Genomic DNA, 24,897 nt, shown 5'->3' with positions numbered 1-24,897 from the left:
GGCCCTTTTTCTTTTTTGCAGGCCGTTTTTTTACCCGATATGGCGCCTTGCCGGTGAAAATAGTGTTATCCCCGCCCCGGAATTTCATTTTTCAGCCCGAATTGAATACTTTACAGCAGACATGGGGTTTGCAGATGAGCGATTTATCCATTTATACGGACAGTGAACTTTTACATCACCTGAACACAGGCAGCCGTGGCGCGTTCGACGAAATTTACCACCGGCACTGGCGGGCGATGTACTGCAGCGCCTTCGTGGTGCTGAAGGACGAAGCCGCCTGCATGGACCTGCTGCAGGACGTGTTCGTATGGCTCTGGGAGCACCGGGGCAGGCTGCAGGTGAGCGTGCTGAAGGCTTATCTCCTCATGGCCGTCCGGTATAAAGCCGCCAATTACATCCGCCGCAGCCGGGTACACGCCGCTTTTTTCGAACAGGTGGAAAGAACGCAGGTGGCAGAAGAAACCGTTTCGCCGGTGGAGCTTAAGGAACTGCAGGCCATTATCGGCCAATTCACCCTCGACTTGCCGGAACGCTGCCGGCAGGTGTTTTACCTGAGCCGCTTCGAATACCTTTCCAATAAAGAGATCGCCGAAAAACTGGGCGTTTCCGAAAAAACGGTGGAAAACCAGCTCACTATCGCCCTGCGCAAGCTGCGCGTGAAACTCGGCAGCCTCTCCGCCTTCAATATCTTCCTCTGACAAATTTTTTTTCTGCGCCTTTGGGGGATGATCCTTTTCCAGGTGCCTATACAGGTACAAGGCCCGTTATGCAAAAAAAGGATTTAATAGACCTGGCAGCCAGGATCCACGATGGCACTGCTTCCGAAGCGGATATTATCCGCTATAACGCCTGGTATAACGGGCTACAGCGGCTGGACGCCGCCGAGCCCCCCTACCCGGACGAAGCCGCCCTGCTGGGAAAGATCCATTCCGCCATCGACCGGAAAACCAAAGTGCGCCCGTTGGGCTTCTGGCTGCGCGCCGCTGCTGTGGCCGCCATCCTGGCCGGCACCGGTACCTGGTTATTCATTTCCAAAAAACCATCAAAACAGCCTGTTGTGCAGCACGCCATCGTTCAGGATGCGGCGCCCGCGGGCAACAAAGCATATCTCACTCTTGCAGACGGCAGCAAAATAGCGCTGGAAGACGCAAAAGCCGGTCAGCTCGCCCTCCAGGGCGGCATGCGCATCACCAAAACGGCCGGCGGCGAGATCATTTACGAATCAGACACCGCGGCGGCAACCGCCCCGGGAACGGCGGTTTCCTATAACATGCTCTCCGTTCCGCGCGGCGGCCAATTCCGCCTGCTGTTGCCGGACGGCAGTAAAGTATGGCTCAATGCGGAATCGTCTCTCCGCTTTCCTACCGCATTTACCGGAAAAGAACGCCTGGTGGAACTGAGCGGGGAAGGGTATTTCGAAGTGGCGAAAAACGCACGTCAGCCTTTCATCGTATCCAGCGCCGCGCAAAAAGTGACCGTGCTGGGCACGCATTTCAACGTACAGGCGTATCCCGGTGAAGCCGGCGTGCGCACCACGCTGCTGGAAGGGAAAGTGGAAGTGGCTACCGCCGTGGCGAAACAATTACTGGCGCCCGGCGAGCAATGCAGGCTGAACGTACAGTCCGGCCGGATGCGGACCGTGAACGTGGACACGGAAGAAGCGGTGGCCTGGAAAAACGGTTATTTCATTTTCAACGAAACGTCTATGAAAGAAGTGCTCCGGCAATTATGCCGCTGGTACAATGTGGAAGCGGATTTCAGCCGTGTGCCGGACATCAGCTACAACGGCTCCATCCCGCGCAACGTGAAACTGTCGCAAGCCATCAGGATGCTGAGCGAAACCGGGGGCGTACCACTAAAACTGGAAGGACAGACGATCAGTGTGAGATAAAAAAAAGCATTGCCTATGTAAAGATAAAAACAGGCGGCCAAAATCAAAAAAAGGTAACCGGCTACGCGCCAACGCAGCCGGCTGAGCCAGGTAATTATTACACGTTCTGAACACATTTATTTAATCACCTAACACGACAAATGTATGAATTTGAAGATTCATCGGCGGGGATTCTTTTGCCCCGGAAAAACGGGGCATTCCCGCAACCACAGTCTAAAGAAACTGCTCCTTGTTATGAAACTGACTATCGTTTTGCTGACGGCCGTTTTTCTGCAGGCGGCTCACGCCGCGCATTCGCAGCAGGTCACCATCCAGGTGGAGAACGCTCCGCTGAGATCCGTGCTGGCGGCCATCAAAAAACAGACCGGGTTCAAAATGCTGTACAGCACCGAAATACTCGAAAAAGCGCTGCCCGTTACCATCGCGCTGAAAAACGCGACGCCGGAGCAGGCGCTGGCGCAGGTGTTTTACAATCAGCCGCTTAATTACAAAATAGAGGAAGGCGTTATACTCGTAAGCCTGAAACCCAAACCCATCTTCGGTCTGCCCAAGCCTGTCATAAAAGAGATCACCGTGCAGGGCTCCGTTACCAATGAAGCGGGCGAACCTGTGCCCGGAGCCGCCGTCATCGAAAAAGGCACCGGCAACGGCACTGCCGCCGGTGCGGACGGCCGGTACACCATCCGCCTGAAAAGCGATACCGCCACGCTCATCTTCCGTTCCCTCGGCTTTATTTCGCAGGAAGTGAAAGTAAGCGGCAATGTGCTGAACGTAGTGCTGAAAGAAGACAATGCGGCGCTGAACGAAATAGTGGTGGTGGGTTATGGCCAGCAGAAAAAAGCGAACCTCACCGGCGCGGTCAGCTCCGTGAACATGGATGAAGTATTGGGCAACCGCCCCATCAGCGGCACCGCGCAGGCTTTGCAGGGCGCCGTTCCCGGCCTGCAGATCACTTACGGCACCGGTCAGCCCGGCGCCGCCACGGAAGTGAACATCCGCGGCTTTACCAGCATTAACGGCGGTTCTCCGCTGATACTGGTAGACAACGTGCCGATGAACATCGATGATGTGAACCCGCGCGACATCGAAAACATTTCCGTGCTGAAAGACGCCGCCGCCGCATCGATCTACGGCGCGCGCGCCGCTTTCGGCGTGATCCTCATCACCACCAAAAAGGGTAAAAAGAACCAGCCTATCCGCTTCAATTATTCCAACAACTTCACCTGGAGCAACCCTATTTCATTGCCCGAAAAAGCCGGCATGCAGGAATTTATCACGGCGCTGAAAGACTTCGGTTCCGTTACCTACTGGTCCGGCCAGAACGTAGACACCTGGCTCGGCCTGCTCGACGAATACAAACAAAACCCCGGTAAATATCCCGATGGTCTTACCACCGTAAACGGCCTGCGTTACCCGCTGGCGGAGCACGACATGTACGACCGGCTTTTCAGCGGCGGCTTCGAACAGATGCACAACTTTTCCTTCGCCGGCGGCTCCGATAAAACCACTTACCGCGTTTCCGGCGGCTACACCGGGGAAGACGGCATTATGGTGACCAACAAAGATCGTTACAACCGCTACAACTTCAACGCATACCTCGGCACCGAACTGGCGAAAAACCTGAACGCTTCCGTGAACCTGTTCTACAAAAACGAAATGCGTTATACCCCTTCTGTGCTCGGCGGGCTGTTCTACAACGCCATCACTTATCCTTCATACGTAGATCCCGGCTCCACCACTATTAACGGCGTAACGCTGCCCTACAACACGCCTAACAATGTAGTGGAACAGGAACCGGCCAACAAGGAATACCGCGACAACATCCGCGTTTTCGGCAAACTGGAATACGAACCGGTAAAAAATCTCAGGATTACCGGCGAATACACATTCAACCGCAACAACGGCAACGTAATGGCCGTGTTGGGGAAAAACGAGTATTTCAACGCCATGACCTACGACCGGCAATTCCAGAACAACAATTCACAATATGCCCGCGGCAACGGCCAGCTGCAGTACCACGCGCTGAACGTATACGCCAGCTACCTGAAAGATTTCGGCGACCATCACCTGAAATTCCTCGCAGGCACCAACCAGGAGATCAGCAAACGCGATTCGTTCGCCGTTACCCGGCTGGACATCCTCAGCGAAGACGTGCCTTCCATTTCCACCAGCACCGGCACGCTCGGCGCAACGGACGGATTCGAAGAGTATGCGATCTCCGGTTATTTCGGCAGGATCAACTACGACTACAAAGGCAAATACTTGCTGGAACTGAACGGGCGTTTCGACGGCTCTTCGCGTTTTCCGCCGGGCAACCGTTTCGGTTTTTTCCCGTCCGTGTCCGCTGGCTGGAATATCAGTGAAGAACCGTTCATGCAGGGCCTGAAAGACCTGGTGCCGCTGCTCAAGCTCAGGGGCTCGTACGGCGAGATCGGCAACCAGGTGATCAACAACCGCACGATCGGCAACATCAGCATCAACGGTTTTTATCCTTACATCCCGGGCATGAACCCGTACAATGCTTCGTGGATCAACCCCGGCACCAATATCCGTTACGTTACGCTGAGCCCGCCCGCGCTGGTAAGCACCAGCTTTACCTGGGAAACTGTTCGCACGATGAACGCCGGTATTGATGTGGGTCTTTTCAAAAACAAACTGCAGGTCAACTTCGATATCTTCAACCGCAAAACGCTCAATATGCTCGCCCCGGGCTCCGAACTGCCGCAGGTACTGGGTGCCAGCGCGCCTTTGCAGAACGCTGCCGACCTCGAAACAAAAGGTTGGGAGCTGGAAGTGAGCTATAAAAACAAGGCGGGCGATTTCGATTACGGCATCGGCTTCAATTTATCGGACAACCGTACCTACATCACCCGTTATTCCAATCCCGGCGGGCTTTTGAACCAATATTACGTGGGCCAGGAAATCGGCGATATCTGGGGTTATGTAACGGATGGATATTTCAACGTGAACGATTTTGCGGACGGCTCGCTCAACCAGAACCTGTTGGGCGGTACGCTGAAAAGCGGCATTCCTTTTTACAAAGGCATTCCGCCCAACCCCGGCGACGTGAAATACAAAGACCTTAACGGGGACGGCGTGATCTTTTCCGGCAATAACACGCTCTCCGATCCCGGCGACCGCACGATCATCGGCAACGACCGGCGCCGTTACCAGTTCGGCGTGTTCGGCAATGCATCCTGGAAAAATTTCGACCTGTCGTTTTTCCTGCAGGGCGTCGGCAAAAGAGACCTCTGGCTCAGCAACCAGCTGTACTGGCCTTACCAGAACCGCTTCGGCACGATGTACAAACACAACCTCGATTACTGGACCGCGGATAATTCCAATGCGTTTTACCCGCGCGTGTATGCAGACGGCGGCGGGAATACCGAATACAGCAGGCTGGTGCAAAGCAAATACCTTTCCAACGGGGCGTACCTGCGCGTGAAAAACGTGACCATCGGGTATTCCGTTCCGAAAAAATGGCTGAACCGCGTACTGATCACCAATGCAAGGATCTTCGCAAGCGGCGAGAACATCTTCACCTTCACGGACCTGCCGAAGGGCATGGAATCCGACGCCACGAACTACGGCGAAGGCGGCATCTATCCGTTCCTGAAGAAATACAGTTTTGGCCTGAACGTATCCTTTTAATTCAAAACCGCAGCAAAATGAAACTTACAAAATATATCGCCGCGTGCTTTGCAGGTATGATGCTGTTGCAAAGCTGCAGCCAGAAAGAATTTCTCGATCTTCAGCCGAAAGACCAGCTTACGGAAGCCACTACTTTTACCAGCTACGACAACATCAAAACCTACTGCTGGCAGTTTTATGAAGCGTTCCCGGGCTACAACGAAGCCGTTCCCAATTCGGAATTCAACGGCGACCTTTTCCTGAACGCCAACCCCAACGCAGTGTCCGACTGGATATGGCAACGCATCACCATTCCCGCGGCCAGCACGGATTATCAGCAACCTTACGCGAACATCCGCGCGGTCAATATCATGCTCGCCAATATCGACAAATCGCCCATTACCGACGTGGAAAAAGACCATTGGAAAAGCGTGGGATATTTTTTCAGGGCGTATAACTACTGGAACCTGGTGAATAAATATGGCGATGTGATCTGGGTGGACCGTCCGCTTACAGACGCAGACCAGGACATCCTTTACGGTTCCCGCACGCCGCGCGCCGAAGTAACGCAAACGTTGCTCGACCAGCTGCAATGGGCCGAAACGCACATAAAACCGGCGGGAGACGGCGCCAACACCATCAACGCCAACGTGATCCGCGCGTTTATAGCCCGCTTCGGCCTGATGGAAGGCACCTGGCGCAAATATCACAATCTCGGCGACCCGCAGCCGTTCCTGCGCGCCAGCGCCGATGCGGCATCCAGGCTGATCACCGCTTTTCCCAAGCTGCACCCGGATTACGACGATGAGTTCAACAGCGAATCGCTGGCCGGCATTCCGGGCATTTTGTTGTACAAACAATACGACATGAACCAGGTAACGCATATTCTGGCAAGCCGCGGCCGCAACTCCTCCGGCCGCTGGGACCTTACAAAAGCGGCGGCAGACCTGTATCTCCTCACCGACGGTCAAACCCGCTTCACCAGTCCGCTGTTCGCCGGCGATAAAAATCCCTACGCTGAATTTCGCCACCGCGACAAACGCCTGTACTTCACCGTGCCGCCGCCTTTCAAAGTGGTGGTGAACCATCCGAGCCCGGCATATACGCTTACCGGCAATGCGGCAGACCAGGAGTATATCGACATCATGGCGAACATTTCCACCGCCAAACAAAAAACCTTGCCCACGCTCAACTGGCAGGGACTGGTAGTGCGCGAAGAACCGCATTTCGTGGATTACAACCAGGGCCAGCCTTTCAACGTAACCTACACCGGTTACCGCTTTTACAAGTTCAGCAACAAGATCCAGATGATCCAGAACGTGGATGTAAACGATGCGCCGGTGTTCAGGATGGCGGAAGTGATGGTGAATTACGCCGAAGCGAAATACGAACTGGGCGAATTTAACCAGGCGGTGGCCGACCAGACCATCAATCAACTGCGCGAAAGAGGCGGCGTAACCCCGCTGAACCTCGGCAGCATTCCTGCGGACCCCACCCGCGATGCAGGCGTAACGCCCGTGCTCTGGGAGATACGCCGCGAGCGTGCCGTGGAACTGATGGGCGAAGGTTTCCGGTTCGACGACCTTCGCCGCTGGAAAAAGATGGAATATGCCGTAAAACGAAAACTGGGCCGATGGATCAAAAAAGGTACGGACGTTCCCGCCAACAGCCCCATACCCATCGAAAACAACGCATCGGAAGGTTACATCGCGTATGAAGGCGTGCCCCCGGGGCCCTTCCCCGAGTACTATTACCTCTACCCGATCCCTTCCAACCAAACGGTGCTGAACACAAATCTCCAACAGAACCCGGACTGGAAATAAACGGATTTCTAACAAGGCTGGCTTTCCTTCGGATAAGCCGGCCTTTTTTATATTTTTAAACTATGAAAAAGCATTGGTTACTCGCGGGGATGCTGCTGCTCTCATCCTTCTGCATGGCGCAAAAGAAGCCGAACATCGTATTTATCCTGGCAGACGATCTCGGTCTTGGCGACCTTGGCTGCTACGGACAGGAAAAGATCAAAACGCCCAATATCGACCGGCTTGCTGCAAGGGGCATGCGGTTCACATCTTTTTACTGCGGCACTTCGGTGTGCGCGCCTTCGCGTTCTTCGCTGATGACGGGGCAGCACACCGGCCATACTTACATCCGCGGCAATAAGGAAATACAGCCCGAAGGCCAGGAGCCCCTGGCTGATTCCGTGCAAACCCTCGCCCAGCTGCTGAAAGAAGCCGGTTACACTACCGGCGCGTTCGGCAAATGGGGCCTTGGAATGGTAGGCACTTCCGGCGCGCCGGACCGCAAAGGGTTCGATAAATTCTTCGGCTACAACTGCCAGCGCCAAAGCCATCGTTATTATCCCACGCATCTCTGGAACAACGACCAGGAAGTAAAGCTGGACGGCAACGATCTCGCCCATAAAGTCACCTACGCCCCCGAGCTTATCCAGCAACAGGCACTGGCCTTCATCGACGAAAACAAAAACAAACCTTTCTTCCTCTTCATCCCCACCGTGCTGCCGCACGCCGAACTGGCCGGGCCCAACGACCGGTTCTATAAAATGTACGAAAGCGCGTTCGAAGAAAAACCGCATAAAGGCCAGGATTACGGCCCCAACGCCAGCGTAGGCGGCTACCAGTCGGTTGAAAAACCGCGCGCCACTTTCGCCGGCATGGTTTCCCGGATGGATGCGCATGTGGGTGAAGTAATGCAACGGCTTGAAAAATACGGCCTGCTCGAAAACACGATCGTTATTTTTTCCAGCGACAACGGCCCACACCGCGAAGGCGGCGCCGATCCCGCGTTCTTCAACAGCTCCGCCGGGCTGCGCGGCATCAAGCGCGACCTGTACGAAGGCGGCGTAAGAACTTCTTTTATCGTTCAATGGAAAGGAACGGTGAAACCCGGCTCCACGTCTGCTTTCGTCGGCGCTTTCTGGGATGTGATGCCTACGCTCACGCAGGTAGCGCAGGCGCCGGAGGCGAGGTATACGGACGGTATTTCATTCCTGCCCACGCTGCTGGGAAAAGGAAAACAAAAACAACACGATTATCTCTACTGGGAATTTCATGAAGACGGCGGCCGCCAGGCCGTTCGCGCCGGAAAATGGAAAGCAGTGCGGCAGAAGCTAAAAGCGGACCCCAACGGTCCAATTGAACTGTACGACCTCAGCAAAGACCCAAAAGAAACGCATAACGTGGCCGCGGAAAACCCGGCGGTGGTGAAACAAATGGCGCAACGCATGCGGGAAGCCCATGTGGAATCGCCTATTTTCCCGCTGGTTTCGAAGAAATAACGGTTACGGGAAAACGAAAATAAGAACGGCGTATCAGGACTGATACGCCGTTTTCTTTCGTTATGCTTATGTTAGGTCTAATTTTTTGTCAGCTGTTCCAGTATCTCCAGGTCGGCGGCGGTTACTTTCACTACTTTATAGCCGGTAGCGTTTTCGAGCGTAACGATGTATGTTTTTTCACCGATGGCTTCAAATTCGCGTACCAGTTTGATCTGCTCGTCCGGGCAATGTTTCATCAGTTTGGTGATGGCGTATAGCGGCAGCTCCGCGTCGGAAATATAGCGGGAAGTAGCCAGCAGGTTGCCCTGGCGGTCGTAATGGCTGGTCACTTTATTTTCTGCAATGGAAACGGCGGCTTTTTTCCCGGTGAGCGCGGTGGCTACATTGTATTTTTTGTTGTTGGCCATTGCGCTTACGGAGATCATGGCGATGGCGAGGATGAAGGTGATCGTTTTCATATTAGTAAGTTTTAAGTGTTTTTTTGGTTTGTTTCGTTTGACAATTCAAAGGTATAAGCGGTCGTAAAAACGGTAAAACGAATAGTTATCAGCGGATGAGCGGCAAGATGAAATAAAAAAAGTGTCCGGTTTTGTACAGATCGGACACGGGGGCATTTTCACCCCGAAAGTAATGCTGCAAAGGATTTCAGCGGATTTTTCAGCAATTCCGGGCGGGGAAGCCGGCAAAAAGCGGCGAAAACCGCAACAGGGCTGACTGGTTTCGCGCCGGAAACAATTTTTAAAACCGGACACTTTTTCTCAAAAGCGGACATCCGGGTGGTATTTCTCCGCCCGGGAACTCCATTTTAATACGGAACGGTACGGCACAGCGATACCGCAAACGTTATTTTTGAATGGCCAATGCGTGATGGAAGTCCGGCGTACCGTTAAATTCTTTAATTTGAGGAAGTATGAATTTCGGCCAGCAAATATTGTTTCTGCTTGGCGCCATCGGTGCGTTGAACGGCATCGTACTGGGGCTGTACCTTTTGCTCAACCGCAAAAAACGGACGCTGCCGCTAATGCTGCTGGGCGTGCTTTTGCTGGCGCTGAGCATTCGTGTGTCCAAGTCCGTATTCCTTCATTTCAATCCCGCCCTGCCCCGGGTCATTCTTCAGCTGGGCCTCACCGGCTGTTTCCTGATAGGCCCGGCGTTATATTATTATACAAAGGCCGTATTGAATAAGGTAACGAAACTTCCCATCGCCTGGAAACGAAGCTGGGTTTTGCTTCTCGTACCTTTTGCGATCTCCGGGATCATATGGCCTTATCATGTTTACCCCGGGATATGGAACCACGGGTTCGTACATGTCATCTACGCCGTATGGCTGGGATATCTCATCGCAACGGGTATTATGCTGTGGAGCGCTTCTTCCCGGAACCGTTTCCTCAATATCCTGTTCGCGGGCAACTTGTTTATTTTCCTGATGTACCTGCTGTCGTTCCTGCAGATCTATTGCGCCATTTATATCAGCGGGCCGTTATCCTTCACCATCCTGCTGTTTGCGGGCATCATCCTCACCCTCGGCAGCGTGAAATTCGAAACGGCCGCAAAAGCCGAAAAGAAAAAGATCGCGGAGAACGATGCGAAACGCTGGCTGGAGAAACTGGATGAGGCCCTGCAGGACAAAACCCTTTACAAAGACCCGAACCTGAAACTGAACGACCTTGCGCAGAAGATCAATATTTCCCAGCACCAGCTTTCCCAGTTGCTGAACGACAACCTTGGCAAAAGTTTCTCCACCTACATCAACGAATACAGGATCAACGAAGCCTGCAAGCTGATCTCTTCCAACGGCGCGCTTACTTTCGAGGCCATCGGCTACGAAGTGGGCTACAATTCCAAATCCACCTTTTATGCCGCGTTCAGGAAGATCAAAGACACCACGCCCGCGCTCTACAAAGAAACCCTTGAAAATCAAGCCGGTTAAGTCCGGTTTTATAATTCCGTACGCCTGGATCGCCAAAGCCGGACGCCATGCATTGGCCCCCTGTGTAGGTTTGCAGCATGATGATACGGAGTATATTTTTTTGCCTAGCGGCGCTGCTTTGCCTTCCGGCCACGGCACAGATCAAAGGAAAAATTACTGATGGAAAAACCGGGCAGGGCATCGGCTTTGTTTCCGTCAGTTTGCTGTCCCTCCCCGATTCGGGACTGGTAAAAGGACAGATCAGCGATTCCGCCGGCCGGTTTTCATTTGAAAACGTACCCGCCGGCCGGTATGTATTGCTGCTGATGGCAATGGGTTATCAAAAGCTGTACAAAAACCCGGGCGATCTCGCCCCTCCCGGTGAAATTGCGCTCATGGCAGACCCCGCATTGCTCAACGAGGTGACGGTAACGGGGGAAAGGGCGGCTTTGCAGCGGCAGGGCGACAAACTCACCGTCAACATTTCCGGGAACCGGCTTTTTAATGCCAGCGCTAATGCGCTCGACATCTTCAAAAAACTCCCCGGCCTGGAAGTGGGCGCGGACGGCGCCATCCTGATGGCCGGGCGTGTGGCCCCCGCAGTGTTCATCGACGGCAAACCTTCGCCCATGAGCCCGGAAGAACTGCAAAATTATCTTGCCAGCCTCACGCCCGCCGTGATCTCCTCCATTGAAGTGATCAGCAACCCTTCCGCGCGTTACGACGGCGAACATAAAGGCATTATCGATATCCGGCTGAAACGCGACCAGGCACTCGGCTGGCAGGGAACGGCCACCGCCGGTTTGCAGCAGAACAGGTATGCCCTGAGCGAAAACCAGTTTTCTCTTGCGTACAAAACAAAAAAAGTGGCCTACACCGCCCGCGCGGGTTACACCGGGGGCAATACCATCCGCCGCTACGGCGCGCTGCAGCACCTGGCCAATACGAACATAATGACCACCCGCACCGGCTGGAAAATGGGCAACAACAACGTAAACCTTCAGCTGGGCGCCGATTACAAGATTCATGAAAACCACCGCGTGGAAGCCCTTTTCAGAACCTATCACCTCAACCGGGACGTATTGCTGCTGAACACGCTGTACACGACAGATGCAGCCGCGGAAAAACTGGTCTTCAATACTTCCAGCGTAAACCTCTCCGCGCCCAAACAACATAATTACGCAGGCAATCTCAACTATTCCGGCCGTTTCGGTAAAACGCAGCTGGAACTGGTCAGTTCAGTGGTGAAGATCGTGAACCGTCAAAGCGAGGACATTCAAAACAAAGACCTGGTTACGGGCCGGCTGGAAGAATACTGGAAAACCGTGTTGAAAAACGACATCCTCATCCGCACCGCGCAGCTCGATTTCATGCGGAACACCGGCAAAGGGAAACTTACTGCCGGCGTAAAATTCGCGTTCACCACCACCCAAAACGACATCCGTTACGATACGCTGGCCGTTGCGGGAGATTTTGTGCCGGACAGCGCGCGCAGCAATCATTTCCGGTACGATGAATACATCGCCGCCGCATACGCGGGGTATGAAGGCAGTTTCAAAAAGCTGCAATACAATCTGAGCCTTCGCGCGGAAAACACAAGAAGCATTGCGAACGCCTATACGGAAAAATCGGTCACCGAACGCAATTATCTCACCTGGCTGCCTTCCCTGAGCCTTACGTACGTCTTCCAACCTTCACGGCAGCTCAATCTTTCTTTCAGCCGCAGGATCACGCGGCCGAATTTCGCGCAGCTCAACCCGTTCCGCGTATATTTCAGCCCGCTCAACTACTTTATCGGCAACCCGTTCCTGAAAGCTTCCACGACCACGATGCTCAGCCTCTCCTTCGCCATCAATACCTTCAATATCACTGTGCAGGCCGGTCGTGAAAACGATCCGTTAACGCGTTACCCGGAATACGACAGCACGACGAACATCTTGCAGTATCTCGGCAGGAATCTTTCCTATAACGATTTCGCAGCGGCGGAAATCAATTTTCCCGTGCAGGTCGCCAAATGGTGGAGAATGAATTACAATGTCAGGGGCAGTTATAAAAAGGAGCCAACGCCCTATCATGGCGTAACCTACACGATCCCGATCACGGACTATTCCTTGTGGGGCAGCCAGGTGTTTTCGCTCCCGCGTGCGTTTACCTTCGACATTTCTTATGTTTACAAGTCGCGCAGCGGCAACGGGCTGTACCGGATCAGGCCGTATGGAAAGGTAGACCTGGGTTTGCAACGAAGCTGGCTGAACGGGAAACTGAACACGAAAATAAATGTCTTCGACATTTTCGATACATACCGTTCCTATTACATCTTCCGCGAAAAACAAATTCTCAACAACGAACTGAATCACTGGTTCGGCAACCGGAAACTCGCAGTGAATATCACTTACAGCTTCGGCCGCTCTACCCATAAAACCAGGCAAAGCGACCGGAGCGAAGAAGAGAACCGCGCTATGCTGTAACGCTTTTACAGCTTGAATTGCAGGGTCACGTACCAGTTGCGCGCGTCAGACGGCAGGATGCCCGGGCCGGGATAACCATCCGCCCGCCGCGTAAAGTACCGCTTATCGGCCAGGTTGTTCACGCCGGTGTACACCGTGAATTGCCGCCAGTTGTAGCTGAGGCTCAGGTCCATTACGCTGAAAGCGGGAATGGCGCCGTCTACCGCCGTGGGCGTGGTTTCGGCGTTGGTCGCGTCGGAATATTGTTTGGCCTGGTACGCGAACTGGTAAGTGAGGTTAAACTTTGGGGTGCCGAATGAAAGGCCGGTCCGGAACAGCACGGGCGGAACGTTTTCCACCAGTTTGTCCGCAATCGCGGTGTTCTGCGTATTGACGTACCGCGCATCGATCAGCGAAAGATTGGTATAAAGATCGAGGCGGTATCTTGAATAATGACCTGCCAGCGCCTTGATCAGATCGCCTTCCAGCAGCAGTTCCATGCCGAGGTTGCGGCTGTCTGACACATTGGTGCGGTAACGGAAGGTCATAAAACTCGTGTCCCGCGTGAAGATGGAGCCGATGCGGTCGTTGTATTTGAGATAAAAAACGCTTGCGTCCACATACAGCCAGCCGCGGTAATTTCCGCGAAAACCCGCGTCGATATTGTATCCTGTCTCATCTTTCAGGTTGGGGTCTACCCTCGCGTTCGCGTTCAAGATCCTGATATCGTTAAAATTGATGGACCGGTAATTCTGCGAAATATTGGCATACAGCTCGATGCCGTTCGGGAATTTCCAGGCGGTGCCGATGCCCAGCAAGGTAAAGGAACGCGGGTTTTCTTTGGTTTCGTTGATCTTTTCGTTCGGGATAAAAATGTTCTGTTTGTAATAATATCCTTCCGCCTTTGTATTGATGTGCTCGAAACGGATGCCCGGCGTGACCGTCCAATGCCGATTGATTTGAAAGATGTTTTCCGCGAAGGCGGCAAAGTTATAGCCGGGGAATTTATAAAAGGATTTGTCCGGCTCAGGGCCGGGGAAGGTAAAATCCGCGTCGCTTTTATCGCTGGCATTGCCCTGCCTGCGGTCGGTAAGACCTTTGTATGCCCGCACCCCCGCAAGGAAAGTGCTTTTATTTTCTTTCAGCAGCCGGTAACGATGTATCAGCCTGAGCTCGGAGGCGTAGTTGGAATAATCGTCCGTCATAAAATCGCGCGGGCCGCCCACGTCCGGCCGGTTGATGTAAGACAGGATGCCCAGTGCATCGCGGCCGCCCTGCAGCGTGTATGTTCTCCAGTTGAGTTTGGTTTGTTCGCTGAAAGAATAATCGAGGACAACGCTCGCCAGGTTCCAGTTCACCCTGAACCAGTTGCGCGCCCGTACCGATACGGAAGGATCTTCTTTGAACTGTTCGTCGGTAAGCCCGCCTGGCTGCTGCGCTAGGTACGACATAAAAGTGTATTCCCCGGTGATCTTCAGTTTTGGCGTAAGGTTACCGGCAAGGTGAACGTAGGCGTTGTGCTGGTCGTAATGACTGTTCGGCCGCCAGTTGTCGCCCCGTTTGAATTGATAAAAGGCGTAGTAGTTCAGTTTATTTTTCGCCGTGGTGCCGCCGATGCTGTTGAAGGAATTGAACAGCCCGAAACTGCCGAGCGTTTGCCGCGTGGTAAATTCGAAAGGTTTATCTTTCGGCCCTTCCTTCATCACAAAATTCACCAGCCCGCCAAACTGCGGCCCGTATTGCAGGCTGGCCGCGCCACGGATGATCTCGATCCTGTCCAGCGCTTCGGCTGAAGGCGTGTAATAACTTTCGGGGTAACCGAGCGCATCGGCGCTGATGTCGTACCCGTTTTGCCGGATGTTAAAATTCGACGAACGGCTGGGACTGAGGCCACGGCCGCCGATGCCAAGCTGCAAACCGCCGCGGTCATACTCCCAGATGTTGAGGCCGGGCACGCGCGCGTAGATCTGGCGGGTGTTGTTGGTGGCCAGGTTGGCGTTTACGTTGCGCAATAATATCACTTCCGTTTTTTTGCCGGCGTAAATGGAAGTGCCTTCCACGTCTTTCAATTTCCCTGCTACGGCGTAATTGGCGCCGCCGGTAACGCGCAGCGTGTCCAATTGAATATCCTGTTTCAGCAGGCTGATATCCAGGGCAATGTTCTTATTGGAAACGGTCACTTCCTGCCGGTATGTTTTAAACCCTTCAGAGGTGACCGTAATGATGTATGTGCCTGCGGCGAGATTGCCGAAGCGGAAAAAACCGTTGTCGTTGCTGAGCTTCCGTTGCGTGGAAGGCTCCAGCGTAACGGATGCATGCTGAATACCTTCATTGCCGTGCCGCACCGTACCACTGATGCTGTACTGCGCGTACGCCGTTATCTGCAAAAACATCAGGATCATCCAACCGCTTAATTGTTTCATGTAAGTCTGTGCTATTTTTGATAAGGTAGAACCCATTGATAATGTTCCCATCCCAGCGGCTGCGCCGCCAGGTTCACCGTAGAATCGACGAACAGCCGGGAACGGCGGCCGTTCAGCGTCACGTATATTTCGCCGTATACTTCGGGATGCTGCATACCGCGCTGGCGGTATATTTCGGCAAGATGATGCGCGTATTTCAGGATCAGGTCCGGTTGTGTGCTCATCATTTTCTCCTGCAGAGGCGTAAGGAATTCCGCGTTGTTCACCACGAAAAACGCACGGCTTGTTTGGTCTTTCACCGTGAAATAAGCATTGCCGGCTTTTTCCATGAGCATCACGCGCCAGGAAAAACGGTAACCTTCTTCCGTCCAGAACAAATGCCCCGGGTACAGCAGGAAACGCAGCGGCAGCAATATTTGTATCGCTACGTACACACCGAGCACGGCGAGGAAGATTTTTTGTTTTGAATATCGATATACGCTGTTTTGTTCGGGTTTCATTGAAAAACCGCGAAGAAATCCCAGCAGCCGTTCGTGAAATTCGCCGGAGAAAAATATCAGGCTGGCGGTCATCATCACGTACGGGAACATGCCGATACCGGGGAAAAATACCGCAGTAGCGATATGAAATATCAACACTACGCCATAAGCGTATACCCGTGTACGTTTGTTCAACAGGAAAAAAACGATGAACAGATCGTACACCGCGCCAAACCAGGAAAAAAGATACGCCACCCAGGGCTTGTACATAAAGGGCCCTGCCAGCGGCAGATGCGTTTTGGCGGGCAGCCAGGTGCGCATCGGTTGCGCGTCCAGCAACCAGTCCGCATTCAGCTTCGCCAGCCCGGCGAACACATACACCGCCGATATCTGGAAGATCAACACTTGTATGCACCAGGCCGGAACTTCCGTCCGCCGGTTTCCGGGCCGCAGCAGCGTATCCACCGCATAACGGCGGTTAGCGGGCAGCCAGATCATCAGGAAAGCGACAAGACTGATAAAATAATAATGATTAAGATAAGTGGTAACGTCTATCAGTTCGATGTAAGTGAAGCCGAGAAAAAACACGATTGCCGAGATCCTGTACAAAAAACCGATGGTTATAAACAGTGCAGCCAGCAGTACAACGGCGAACAGCGCATGCATGCCCGTATTCCCTAAAGGCCGCACCCATTCGAAACCCTGGTAGGTAAAATGGAATTGCGGCAGCACGTATATATCCGTCACCCAGCCACGCCACCAAAAACGCAGCAGGCTGGCGAACATCAGCAGGCCGAAAGCGATCCTGAAAGTGATCAGCGGCGCGATGGACGCTGGCCGGGTAAAACGGTTCGCGTTAATCCCCGTCATTGTCCATGTAAGTTATCTGCACGCCGGCGGCGGATGCCACGTCCGTTTTCAGCAGCGTCAGCAGCTTCTGGATTTCCTTGTAAGCCGCTTCCACAGCCGCCGGGTTACTGGTCAGCGCGGCAGACAGCGGGTCTTGCACAGCGCCCAGTTTGGCGGTCACCAGATCGAACTGCGCGATCACATCTGTGTTCAGCTGGGTTTTGCCGAGCGCAACCAGGTAGTCAGACAAACCTTTGCCGCTGCCGTTATTGGTGTAAACTTTTTTCAGGCTGCTGACATTTTCCACGGCCAATACGCCGGAAATGCCCGCAAAATAAGCTTCCGTTTTGCTGGCGAACACCATGCCGTTCGACTGTTTGCCAAACGGCCAGCCGATGCGCGGGCCTTTCAGCAGGTCGAGCTGATAGGCGAACTGGTTCACCATACTGCCGATCGGGCTGCCCACGTCTGTTTTCGTATTGTTTATAAAACCCGCGCGGTAAGCCTGCCAGTCGCCCGCTACTTTGTCTGCCAGCGATTTGAGACGCGCCAGCACATCGTTGATGTATTGTTTGCGTTTCACCGGGCTGGCATTAAGCTTGTCGATGGCGTTCGGGCCGAAATAGAGGTAATCCAGCGCGGGGAAACCCTGCGAATAAAACGATACGCGCGTCATGTCCTGGAAATTATAACCGCCGTTTGTAATGTTCTTTTCAATCGTAACACTGTCCACGGAAAAACCGGTCAGCTCGCCTGAGGTATTAAAGTTATAATCCAGCCCGCCGGAGAAATTGACAAAAATATCCAGCAGCGCGGTTTCCGCGGGGCCGAACTGGAATGCGGCCACGCGTTCGTATTGCAGGTGCGCGGCGGTGTAGGCCTGTTTGAGCGTGGCCTGTGTTGCCCCCGAAGGCGCCGCAAGAAACGCGTCGGACGCGGCTTTCAGGCCGACCAGCTGCTGCTGCATCGCGGTATAACCGGGAATGATCAGGTTGTCCGCATAAGCCGTCAGCATCGCGGTTTTATCAAAGCCCTGCGCGGTTTCCGGCCCGTCGCTCCCGCCGGATTTGCTGCAGGCGAAAAACACGGTGGCGGATAAAAATGCCGCAATGGCAACCAGGGAGATCTTCTTCATAAGTTCGTTTTATCAGTGTCCGGAATGCGCAAAACCTGGTGCGGGTACGCCAGGTTTACGCAATGAATGATATGGACAATTTTATTAAAGCCCGTAAGTTGTTTTGAGTATGTTCTGTGCGGCAACCAGGTCCGTAAACCCGGGCTGGTTCAGCAGTACATAAAAATCTTTCGAGATAATGGCGCTCAGCGCGGCGTAATTGGCGGCGGAGAGTTTGCTGTTCGCCGCCCTGTATTTCAGCGCGGAGATGAAGCCTTGCCCTTCGGAGAGCGCGTGCAGCTGCGTGCCGAAATTGCCGATCGCGGAAGATGCGGTAGGCGCGGTCACGTAGTTAAGCGCTGCGGCTGCGGCCAGTTGTTCCCATTTGGCGAGAATGATATCCGCCTGTTCGTCGCGCACTTTGATATCGTAACCTCCGATGGCTGCGCGGCCTTTCAGGAATGCACTGAAGATGGTACCGCCGGCCTGGATGGCTTTGCCGCGCTCGGCGAGATAACCGCCCCACAGCAAAGGCCGGTTGGGATCGGTGTTCGGGTATGTTTTTGAGCTGTCGTAGTCAGCGGGCACGCCGAGATAACCGAATGCTTCGTCCCAGAGTTTTTGCGCGGCCGTCGTATCTTTCGCGGTCATGGATTTTACGCTCGAGAGAATGCGCACCGCTTCCTTAAAATAAAGGCTGCCCATGATACCTTTCACAAAAGACTGCCCGTATTCCATGCCACGTGGCCCTACGATGATCTTGTTCGCGCCGCGCGGGATAAAACCGCCGGTACCGGGAGCCGCAGCCGCACCGGTGTTGTATTTCAGCACGCTGTCTGCATAAGCTTTGATCAGGTCTGCGTCGGAAGTCGCTTCTTTGAGGGTTTTGCCGGAAGTGTTGAGGCTTGCGTCGGCAAAGGGGTTGCCGGTGTTCAGCCACATGTTGTTCACTTTCGCCTGGTCCAGCGCTACTACGGCGGCGCCGGCGTTTGCCAGTTTAAGATAGCCGTCCAGCTCAACGGTCATTTTCACTCTTTGCGTGGAAGCAGTATAAGATGCGTTGCCGAAGCTGTAAGTGGTGGGAACAGTGTAGGGTTTCACGGAAAAGTCCGGGGCGTCGTCGTTGTCGCTGCAGGCAACAAAAGTGGCAACGCCTGCCGCAATCATCACATAAGTAAGTAAATTGTGCTTCATTGTTCTGATTTTATATTGCAAACTTAGCGCAGCAAGGCACCGGCACGTTTACGATAACCGGAATATAAAACCTATTCAACATAATAATATGAATATCAATAAGTTACAAACGTACAACCAAATCGTCAGGCACCCTAACGTTTTTATAAATAATTCATTTTCAAATAATTAATCAATAAACCCCGCCGGTCGCGCGTCAATTTTGTTTTTTTTTTGAAGATGAAGCATCCTTTTAAAGAAGACGTGCGTATTGGGATTACAAATGTTTTTCAGAAGATGAAGATCCTGATCGTGGAAGACGAGCTGACGCTCGTAGAGAGCATATCAACCTACCTGGTCAAAGCGCATTACAGCTGCGAGCATGCCATCAGTTATCAGCAGGCGGAGAATAAAGTGCTTGGGCATGAATACGATTGCATTTTACTCAACCCCTCCATCGACGGCGGCAAAGGTTTGCTGCTGATGGAACTGCTGAAGGAAAAGAACCGGCAGGACGGGCTGATCGTGATCGCCGCGGAAGAAGAGCACGAAAAAAAGATAAGCGCGCTGCATGCCGGGGCAGACGATTATCTTGGCAAACCTTTTCATCTTCCGGAGCTCGAAGCGCGGATATTTTCCGTGATCCGCAGGCGGCAGTTCAAAAATCATAATGTGATCCGGCAGAACGAAGTGGAGTTAGACCTGATGCGTAAAACGGTAGCGGTGCATTCTTTCCCGCTGGACTTTACCAAAAAGGAATTCGAATTGTTATCGTACCTGATCGGCAACAGCAACCGTGTGGTGTCTAAAGGCGCGCTGGCGGAGTATCTTTCCGGCGATATTGCCGGTATGCTGGAGAGCCATGGTTTTGTATACACGCATATTAAAAACGTCAAGAAAAAACTGCATGACGCGGGCGCGGGCAACTATCTCAAAACCGTGCATGGCATGGGTTATAAATGGGAGGTTGGATAACATGCTGAAACATGGCGTATTGTTATCGCCCTGACCGTTTCCCTTTGCCGGGCTGCTTTTTCGGCAAAATCTTCTTTATCTCTTTGATATCGGCAAGGTCCTGGGCCCGGCCAGAAGCCTGTTTGTTTTTAACGAGGTCCTGCAATCCAATAAAAGGTATCACAAGTCCGTCATCCATCTTAATCAGCTGCCGGTTCCCTGCAGCTTCCGGGAAGTCCACGCCATCTATGCTGTTCAGAATATCAATTCGCAATGGAGGATATCCAATTTGATGGATAAAACCCTGCTGTAAAAAATCCTTTTTCTTAAACCCAAGCGTTGCAAGCCCGAATTCATTAACTACGTGCAGTATTCGCTCCGCATTTTCCTGCGAAACGTTGATCCATATATCCAGGTCGCCGGTATTACGGGGTTTCCCGTGAAAAGCAAGCGCATAGCCGCCTACCACCATAAAATCAACCTGGTGTTTATTGAGCAGCCTTAAAAAATCTTCAAAATCTTTCGCCAGGATCATGAGCCGATTTTTTTCTGTTTACAATCGTTTTATCCATTCGGGCGCCTTTTCTGAGGAATTGGCTCATGATAAAGGTCACAGCCTGGAGCCGTTTGGCCGGCGGCTGCTTAAGCCAGTATTCTAAATCGTTGACAGCGTCATCCGCTTCTTTCATAGCAACTCTGCGGACAACGGGAGCAATCATACGGTCAGTCTCCCCGGAAGAAATAATCTCTTTCGGTCGGGTAATAACGTTCTTTCTTTCCACACGTACTTCTTTGTTATCGAAAGGCACCTTTTCCTTGCTCAAATAATTATTCAACGTATTGTAATTGTATTCCGGGTAACTCAGGCAAAAGTTTTTCAGGTTTGAAAAGACTTCAAAAGGTTGCTTTTCACTATTTTTCCAGTGAACAATTACAACCCGCTTTTTATCTGCAGAATTCGTCGCCATTTCCCAAAAATAACAAATAAAATGTAAATATTTGTCATTTACCTAACCTGATATCCTGGTCAATGCTGCTACTATTCGAACCTCAAACTTACTTGTGATGAAGCCGCCGAAGCAAAAAATGTGTAATCATTCCCCACCCTGATGCTATTTGCCCATTTTCTCTCCTTCTTCTCTCTTTCGACGATCCTATATCTATCCTTCAACGATCGTTCGACCGGGCTTTCCGGCAATATTCTATTATAAACCTTTAAGTAACCCTGGTACTTTTTGAACGGAAATATCTCAGGGCAATGCAAACGCCACATAACTGTCTCCCGATGGCGTATTGAGTTTGCCGCCGCCGCAGGCGATCACGACATATTGTTTCCCGTTTGCGCGGTACACCGCTGGCGTAGCGAATCCCGATGCCGGCAAAGCCGCTTCCCACAACAGCTGGCCGTTGCGTTTGTTGAACGCGCGGATCTTCGCGTCTTTCGTGGCGGCGATGAAGAGCAGTCCGCCCGCCGTTACCACCGGCGCGCCATAGTTTTCCGTACCCGTTTTAACGCCCCTGCCTTTGAATGCGGGATCTTCTCCCAGCGTATCTTTCCAAACGAATTTCCCGGTGTTCAGATCGATGGCGGTCAATGTGCCCCAGGGCGGACTGTTGGCCGGAAGGCCTTCTTTGCTCAGGAATTTGTTGTAGCCGGTCATGGTATACGGCAGGCTGCGGAAGCTATCCGGCTGTTGTTGCGGGCCTTTGTATGAAAGCGGTTGTTGTTTTTCGAGATCGAGCACAAACGTCGCCAGCGCGTTTTTCTCTTCGGGCTGCAGGCCGTTGAAGGCAGGCATCATGCGCCTGCCGGTACTGAGCAGCTGTAAAAACTGCTCCGTATCGAAACGCTCATGCACATTGCGCAACGCGGGATAAGCGCCGCCGCCTTCCCGTTCCGCGCCGTGGCAGCTCATGCAATGCGCGCGGTAGATCCGTTTGCCCGCCTGCAGGTTCGTTTCTTTTCGCGACGTTGCCGCGGGAGCGTCTATCACCTGCAGCACCCAGGGCATTTCGCTGGCGTTGACGTATAATATTCCCGTTTCAGGGTCTACCGCGGGGCCGCCCCATTCCGCGCCTCCGTCGAAACCGGGGAAGATGACGGTGCCTTCTTTCGATGGCGGCTCGAACATATGCGAATGTTTGAACGATAACCAGCGCCGTTTCACTTCCGCCAGCGACGAATCGGGCAGCAGGTAATTAAGATCTGCTTCGGTGAGCGACTGCCGTACGAACGGCGCGGGCAGGGCCGGGTAAGGCTGCGTGGGCCATAGCTGTTCGCCCTTCAGCGTGCTCTGCGCGGGCACAGGGCGCTCTTCTACAGGGAAAAGCGGTTGACCGGTTGTTCTGTCCAGCAGGAATACAAAACCCGTTTTGGTGACCTGCGCTACGGCTTCTTTCTTTTTGCCCTCGTGCGTTACCGTTACCAGCACCGGCGGCGCGGGCAGGTCGCGGTCCCATACGTCGTGGTGCACGCTTTGGAAATGCCAGATGCGTTTGCCCGTGGCGGCGTCCAGCGCCAGCAGTGAATTGCCGTACAGGTTGGCGCCTTTGCGCATGCCGCCGTAAAAATCGAACGACACGGAGCCGAGCGGCGCATACAAAATCCCTTTTTCTTCGTCGAGACTAAAACCCGACCAGGCATTGGCCCCGCCGAGATGTTTGTAGGCTTCCCGGTTGTTCCAGTCTTCGTAACCCGGTTCGCCCGGCTGCGGGATGGTGTGGAAGGTCCAGCGGAGTTTGCCGCTGCGCACGTCGTAGCTGCGGATATGTCCCGGCGCGGCGTCTGCGCCTTCAGACACGCGGGAGCCGATGATCAGCTGGTTTTTGTAAATGATGCCCGGTGAAGTGGTGACTACGTAAAGATCTTTTGCATTTTCGCCGAGGCCGTTGTGAAGGCTGATGCGGCCGCTGTCTCCAAAACCTTTTACCAGGCTGCCATCCAACGCATTCACCGCATAAAGGTGCGGGCCGGCGGTATAAAAAATGCGTTGTTCTTTTTCATCTTCCCAATACGTAACCCCGCGCAGGCTGTTGATATTTTTTTTCTTCACGCCTTCCCAGGGATCGAACAGCCACTTTTTTTGCCCGGTAGCGGCGTCGAGCGCGATCAGCTTTAATTGCGGCGATACGACGTACAGCACGCCATTGACCATTACAGGGTTGCATTGGATCTGCGAATGCCCGGCGGAATCGGCGTCTCCGGCATGGTATTCCCACGCAACGCGTAACCGGCTTACATTGGAAGTATCTATTTGTTGAAGGGCCGAATATTTCAGCCCGGCTTTGGAACCGTTGTAAACCGGCCATTGGTCATAGGCGTTTTCGGGCGCTCGGTTGCAGGCAACCAGCAATAAGAGCATGAGAATATAACGTGGCATTCGCTTAAATTAATAAGAAACGGTTACATTTGAATACCGCCCATCAATTCCTTATTATGAGCCATCAACACGGAAACCATTACCAGGCAAGGGCTGAAGCCTTTCAATCATTTCACCGCGAAGCCGGTATTTTTGTCGTTCCCAATCCCTGGGACGCCGGTTCGGCCAAAATGCTGGAAACACTCGGTTTTAAAGCGCTGGCCACCACCAGTGCGGGCCTGGCGTATTCGCTGGGCAAGCCGGACGGGCATGCGTCCATTACGCGGGAAGAAACGCTGCTGAACGTGCAAAACATCATCGCCGCCACAAACCTCCCCGTGTCTGCCGACCTCGAAAACGGCTATGGCGACGATCCGGAGGTTTGCGCTGAAACCATCCTGCTGGCGGCAAAAGCGGGGCTCGCGGGCGGTTCCATCGAAGATGCGACCGGCCGGCCGGCTGACCCGATCTATTCCTTCGAACATGCCGTGGAGCGCGTAAAAGCCGCCGCACAGGCTGCTCGCAGTCTTCCTTACCCGTTTACGCTTACCGCGCGGGCGGAAAATCTGATCTACGGCCGGCAGGACCTGAAAGACACCATCAAACGGCTGGAAGCCTTTGCGGATGCGGGCGCCGATGTACTGTTCGCGCCCGGCCTCAAAACCCGCGAAGAGATAGAAGCCGTCGTAAAAGCCGTGGCGCCGCGGCCCGTGAACGTGATCATGGGGCTTTCCATGGCAGGCGGCGTGGGGTTTTCGCTGGAAATGCTCGGCGAAATGGGCGTAAAACGCGTGAGCGTGGGCTCTTCGCTGGTGAGAGCCGCTTACGGCGCATTTTTCAGGGCAGCCGAAGAGATCGCGCGGAGCGGCACTTTTACCTACGCGGCGGATTCGAAGCCGTATGGGGAGATGAATAAATTGTTCATGGAATAATACCAGGCCGGCATAATTTTTTCTACATTAGCCACAACAAAATTTCTCAATTGCTTAAACACGCTTCAGATATCATTTTCAAAAACAGGCTGCCGGTTCTTCTCCTGGCCTTGCTGAGCCTGGTTTCCAGCGTGTCGTACATCGTGCCGGGCGATATTTGCCTGCAATACCCGCACGAATCGCTGCAACATGAGAATGAAAGCCCCGAAGCGTGTAAAGTTCCCCCCGGCATCGAAACGCCGGCGCGGAACAAACGCGTTTTTCACCAGGTTTCTTCAGTTGACGGCCAGACAGCCGCGGTTCATAACACCGGCGCGGATTACCCACAGCTCACCTGCTGGGCGCGGCCGGCTTATTACGAGTTCCTCCACCGGTTCAACCTGTTTTAATTTTCCCTTCTTTTTCAACCTAATCCATTCGCTGCATGTTCTTTATCTGA

18 protein-coding genes are annotated in these 24,897 nt (G+C 53.3%); 10 read left to right on the top strand and 8 right to left on the bottom strand.

What is annotated here, in order from left to right:
* Window positions 1-134: 134 nt before the first annotated feature.
* The 5 genes from J7I43_RS21440 to J7I43_RS21420 all read left to right on the top strand — a co-directional run bounded on the left by J7I43_RS21440 (window position 135) and on the right by J7I43_RS21420 (window position 8,819).
* Window positions 135-698 carry an RNA polymerase sigma-70 factor gene (locus J7I43_RS21440; protein ID WP_209147919.1) on the top strand — a complete coding sequence of 188 codons (564 nt, stop codon included), beginning with the start codon at window positions 135-137 and terminating at the stop codon, window positions 696-698.
* A 68-nt stretch (window positions 699-766) separates the two neighbouring features.
* Window positions 767-1,891 (top strand): FecR family protein, encoded by a 1,125-nt coding sequence (locus tag J7I43_RS21435; RefSeq protein WP_209147918.1) that lies wholly within the window; start codon window positions 767-769, stop codon window positions 1,889-1,891.
* A 234-nt stretch (window positions 1,892-2,125) separates the two neighbouring features.
* Window positions 2,126-5,542, top strand: coding sequence for a TonB-dependent receptor (locus J7I43_RS21430; protein ID WP_209147917.1), 3,417 nt, complete (start codon window positions 2,126-2,128; stop codon window positions 5,540-5,542).
* 17 nt (window positions 5,543-5,559) lie between these two features.
* Window positions 5,560-7,344, top strand: a complete 1,785-nt coding sequence (locus tag J7I43_RS21425; RefSeq protein WP_209147916.1) for a RagB/SusD family nutrient uptake outer membrane protein — start codon at window positions 5,560-5,562, stop codon at window positions 7,342-7,344.
* Window positions 7,345-7,406: 62 nt separating this feature from the next.
* Window positions 7,407-8,819, top strand: a complete 1,413-nt coding sequence (locus J7I43_RS21420) for an arylsulfatase (protein WP_209147915.1) — start codon at window positions 7,407-7,409, stop codon at window positions 8,817-8,819.
* 77 nt (window positions 8,820-8,896) lie between these two features.
* Here the strand turns inward: J7I43_RS21420 and J7I43_RS21415 are convergent, their stop codons facing one another.
* On the bottom strand, window positions 8,897-9,277 hold the full coding sequence (locus J7I43_RS21415) for a hypothetical protein (protein ID WP_209147914.1): 381 nt from the start codon (window positions 9,275-9,277) through the stop codon (window positions 8,897-8,899).
* Between the two features lie 452 nt (window positions 9,278-9,729).
* Here J7I43_RS21415 and J7I43_RS21410 point away from each other — a divergent pair, with 452 nt between their 5' ends.
* A complete protein-coding gene (locus J7I43_RS21410; RefSeq protein ID WP_209147913.1) occupies window positions 9,730-10,749 on the top strand; it encodes a helix-turn-helix domain-containing protein in 1,020 nt (339 codons plus the stop codon).
* A 77-nt stretch (window positions 10,750-10,826) separates the two neighbouring features.
* Window positions 10,827-13,196: a TonB-dependent receptor domain-containing protein gene (locus J7I43_RS21405; RefSeq protein WP_209147912.1), complete on the top strand. Its 2,370-nt coding sequence runs from the start codon at window positions 10,827-10,829 to the stop codon at window positions 13,194-13,196.
* A gap of 5 nt (window positions 13,197-13,201) precedes the next feature.
* On the opposite strand, the gene J7I43_RS21400 is transcribed toward J7I43_RS21405, so the two are convergent.
* The 4 genes from J7I43_RS21400 to J7I43_RS21385 form a co-directional block, all read right to left on the bottom strand.
* Entirely contained in the window at window positions 13,202-15,598 is a 2,397-nt protein-coding gene (locus tag J7I43_RS21400; protein ID WP_209147911.1) for a TonB-dependent receptor domain-containing protein, read from the bottom strand.
* Window positions 15,599-15,609: 11 nt separating this feature from the next.
* Window positions 15,610-16,947, bottom strand: a complete 1,338-nt coding sequence (locus J7I43_RS21395; protein ID WP_209147910.1) for an HTTM domain-containing protein — start codon at window positions 16,945-16,947, stop codon at window positions 15,610-15,612.
* On the bottom strand, window positions 16,934-18,061 hold the full coding sequence (locus J7I43_RS21390) for an imelysin family protein (RefSeq protein WP_209147909.1): 1,128 nt from the start codon (window positions 18,059-18,061) through the stop codon (window positions 16,934-16,936). Before J7I43_RS21390 ends, J7I43_RS21395 begins: the two co-directional genes overlap by 14 nt.
* Before the next feature lie 84 nt (window positions 18,062-18,145).
* The gene (locus tag J7I43_RS21385) at window positions 18,146-19,234 is read right to left on the bottom strand and encodes a DUF4856 domain-containing protein (protein ID WP_209147908.1); all 1,089 of its coding nucleotides are present in this window, start codon (window positions 19,232-19,234) and stop codon (window positions 18,146-18,148) included.
* Window positions 19,235-19,510: 276 nt separating this feature from the next.
* Here J7I43_RS21385 and J7I43_RS21380 point away from each other — a divergent pair, with 276 nt between their 5' ends.
* Window positions 19,511-20,188, top strand: a complete 678-nt coding sequence (locus J7I43_RS21380; protein WP_209147907.1) for a response regulator transcription factor — start codon at window positions 19,511-19,513, stop codon at window positions 20,186-20,188.
* A 22-nt stretch (window positions 20,189-20,210) separates the two neighbouring features.
* Here J7I43_RS21380 and J7I43_RS21375 read toward each other — a convergent pair whose 3' ends face one another.
* From J7I43_RS21375 to J7I43_RS21365, 3 genes are all read right to left on the bottom strand, one after another.
* The gene (locus J7I43_RS21375) at window positions 20,211-20,702 is read right to left on the bottom strand and encodes a nucleotidyltransferase (protein ID WP_209147906.1); all 492 of its coding nucleotides are present in this window, start codon (window positions 20,700-20,702) and stop codon (window positions 20,211-20,213) included.
* Complete coding sequence (locus J7I43_RS21370) at window positions 20,680-21,135, bottom strand: hypothetical protein (protein WP_209147905.1); 456 nt, start codon at window positions 21,133-21,135, stop codon at window positions 20,680-20,682. The genes J7I43_RS21375 and J7I43_RS21370 overlap by 23 nt, the downstream gene beginning before the upstream one ends.
* Window positions 21,136-21,417: 282 nt before the next feature.
* Window positions 21,418-23,547, bottom strand: a complete 2,130-nt coding sequence (locus tag J7I43_RS21365; RefSeq protein WP_209147904.1) for an outer membrane protein assembly factor BamB family protein — start codon at window positions 23,545-23,547, stop codon at window positions 21,418-21,420.
* Between the two features lie 56 nt (window positions 23,548-23,603).
* Here J7I43_RS21365 and J7I43_RS21360 point away from each other — a divergent pair, with 56 nt between their 5' ends.
* A complete protein-coding gene (locus J7I43_RS21360; protein ID WP_209147903.1) occupies window positions 23,604-24,458 on the top strand; it encodes an isocitrate lyase/PEP mutase family protein in 855 nt (284 codons plus the stop codon).
* A gap of 50 nt (window positions 24,459-24,508) precedes the next feature.
* The gene (locus tag J7I43_RS21355; RefSeq protein ID WP_209147902.1) at window positions 24,509-24,847 is read left to right on the top strand and encodes a hypothetical protein; all 339 of its coding nucleotides are present in this window, start codon (window positions 24,509-24,511) and stop codon (window positions 24,845-24,847) included.
* Window positions 24,848-24,897 lie beyond the last annotated feature (50 nt).

The organism is Chitinophaga chungangae, assembly GCF_017742215.1.
Lineage (GTDB): Bacteria > Bacteroidota > Bacteroidia > Chitinophagales > Chitinophagaceae > Chitinophaga > Chitinophaga chungangae.
This window is presented reverse-complemented; position numbering and strand designations above follow the sequence as displayed.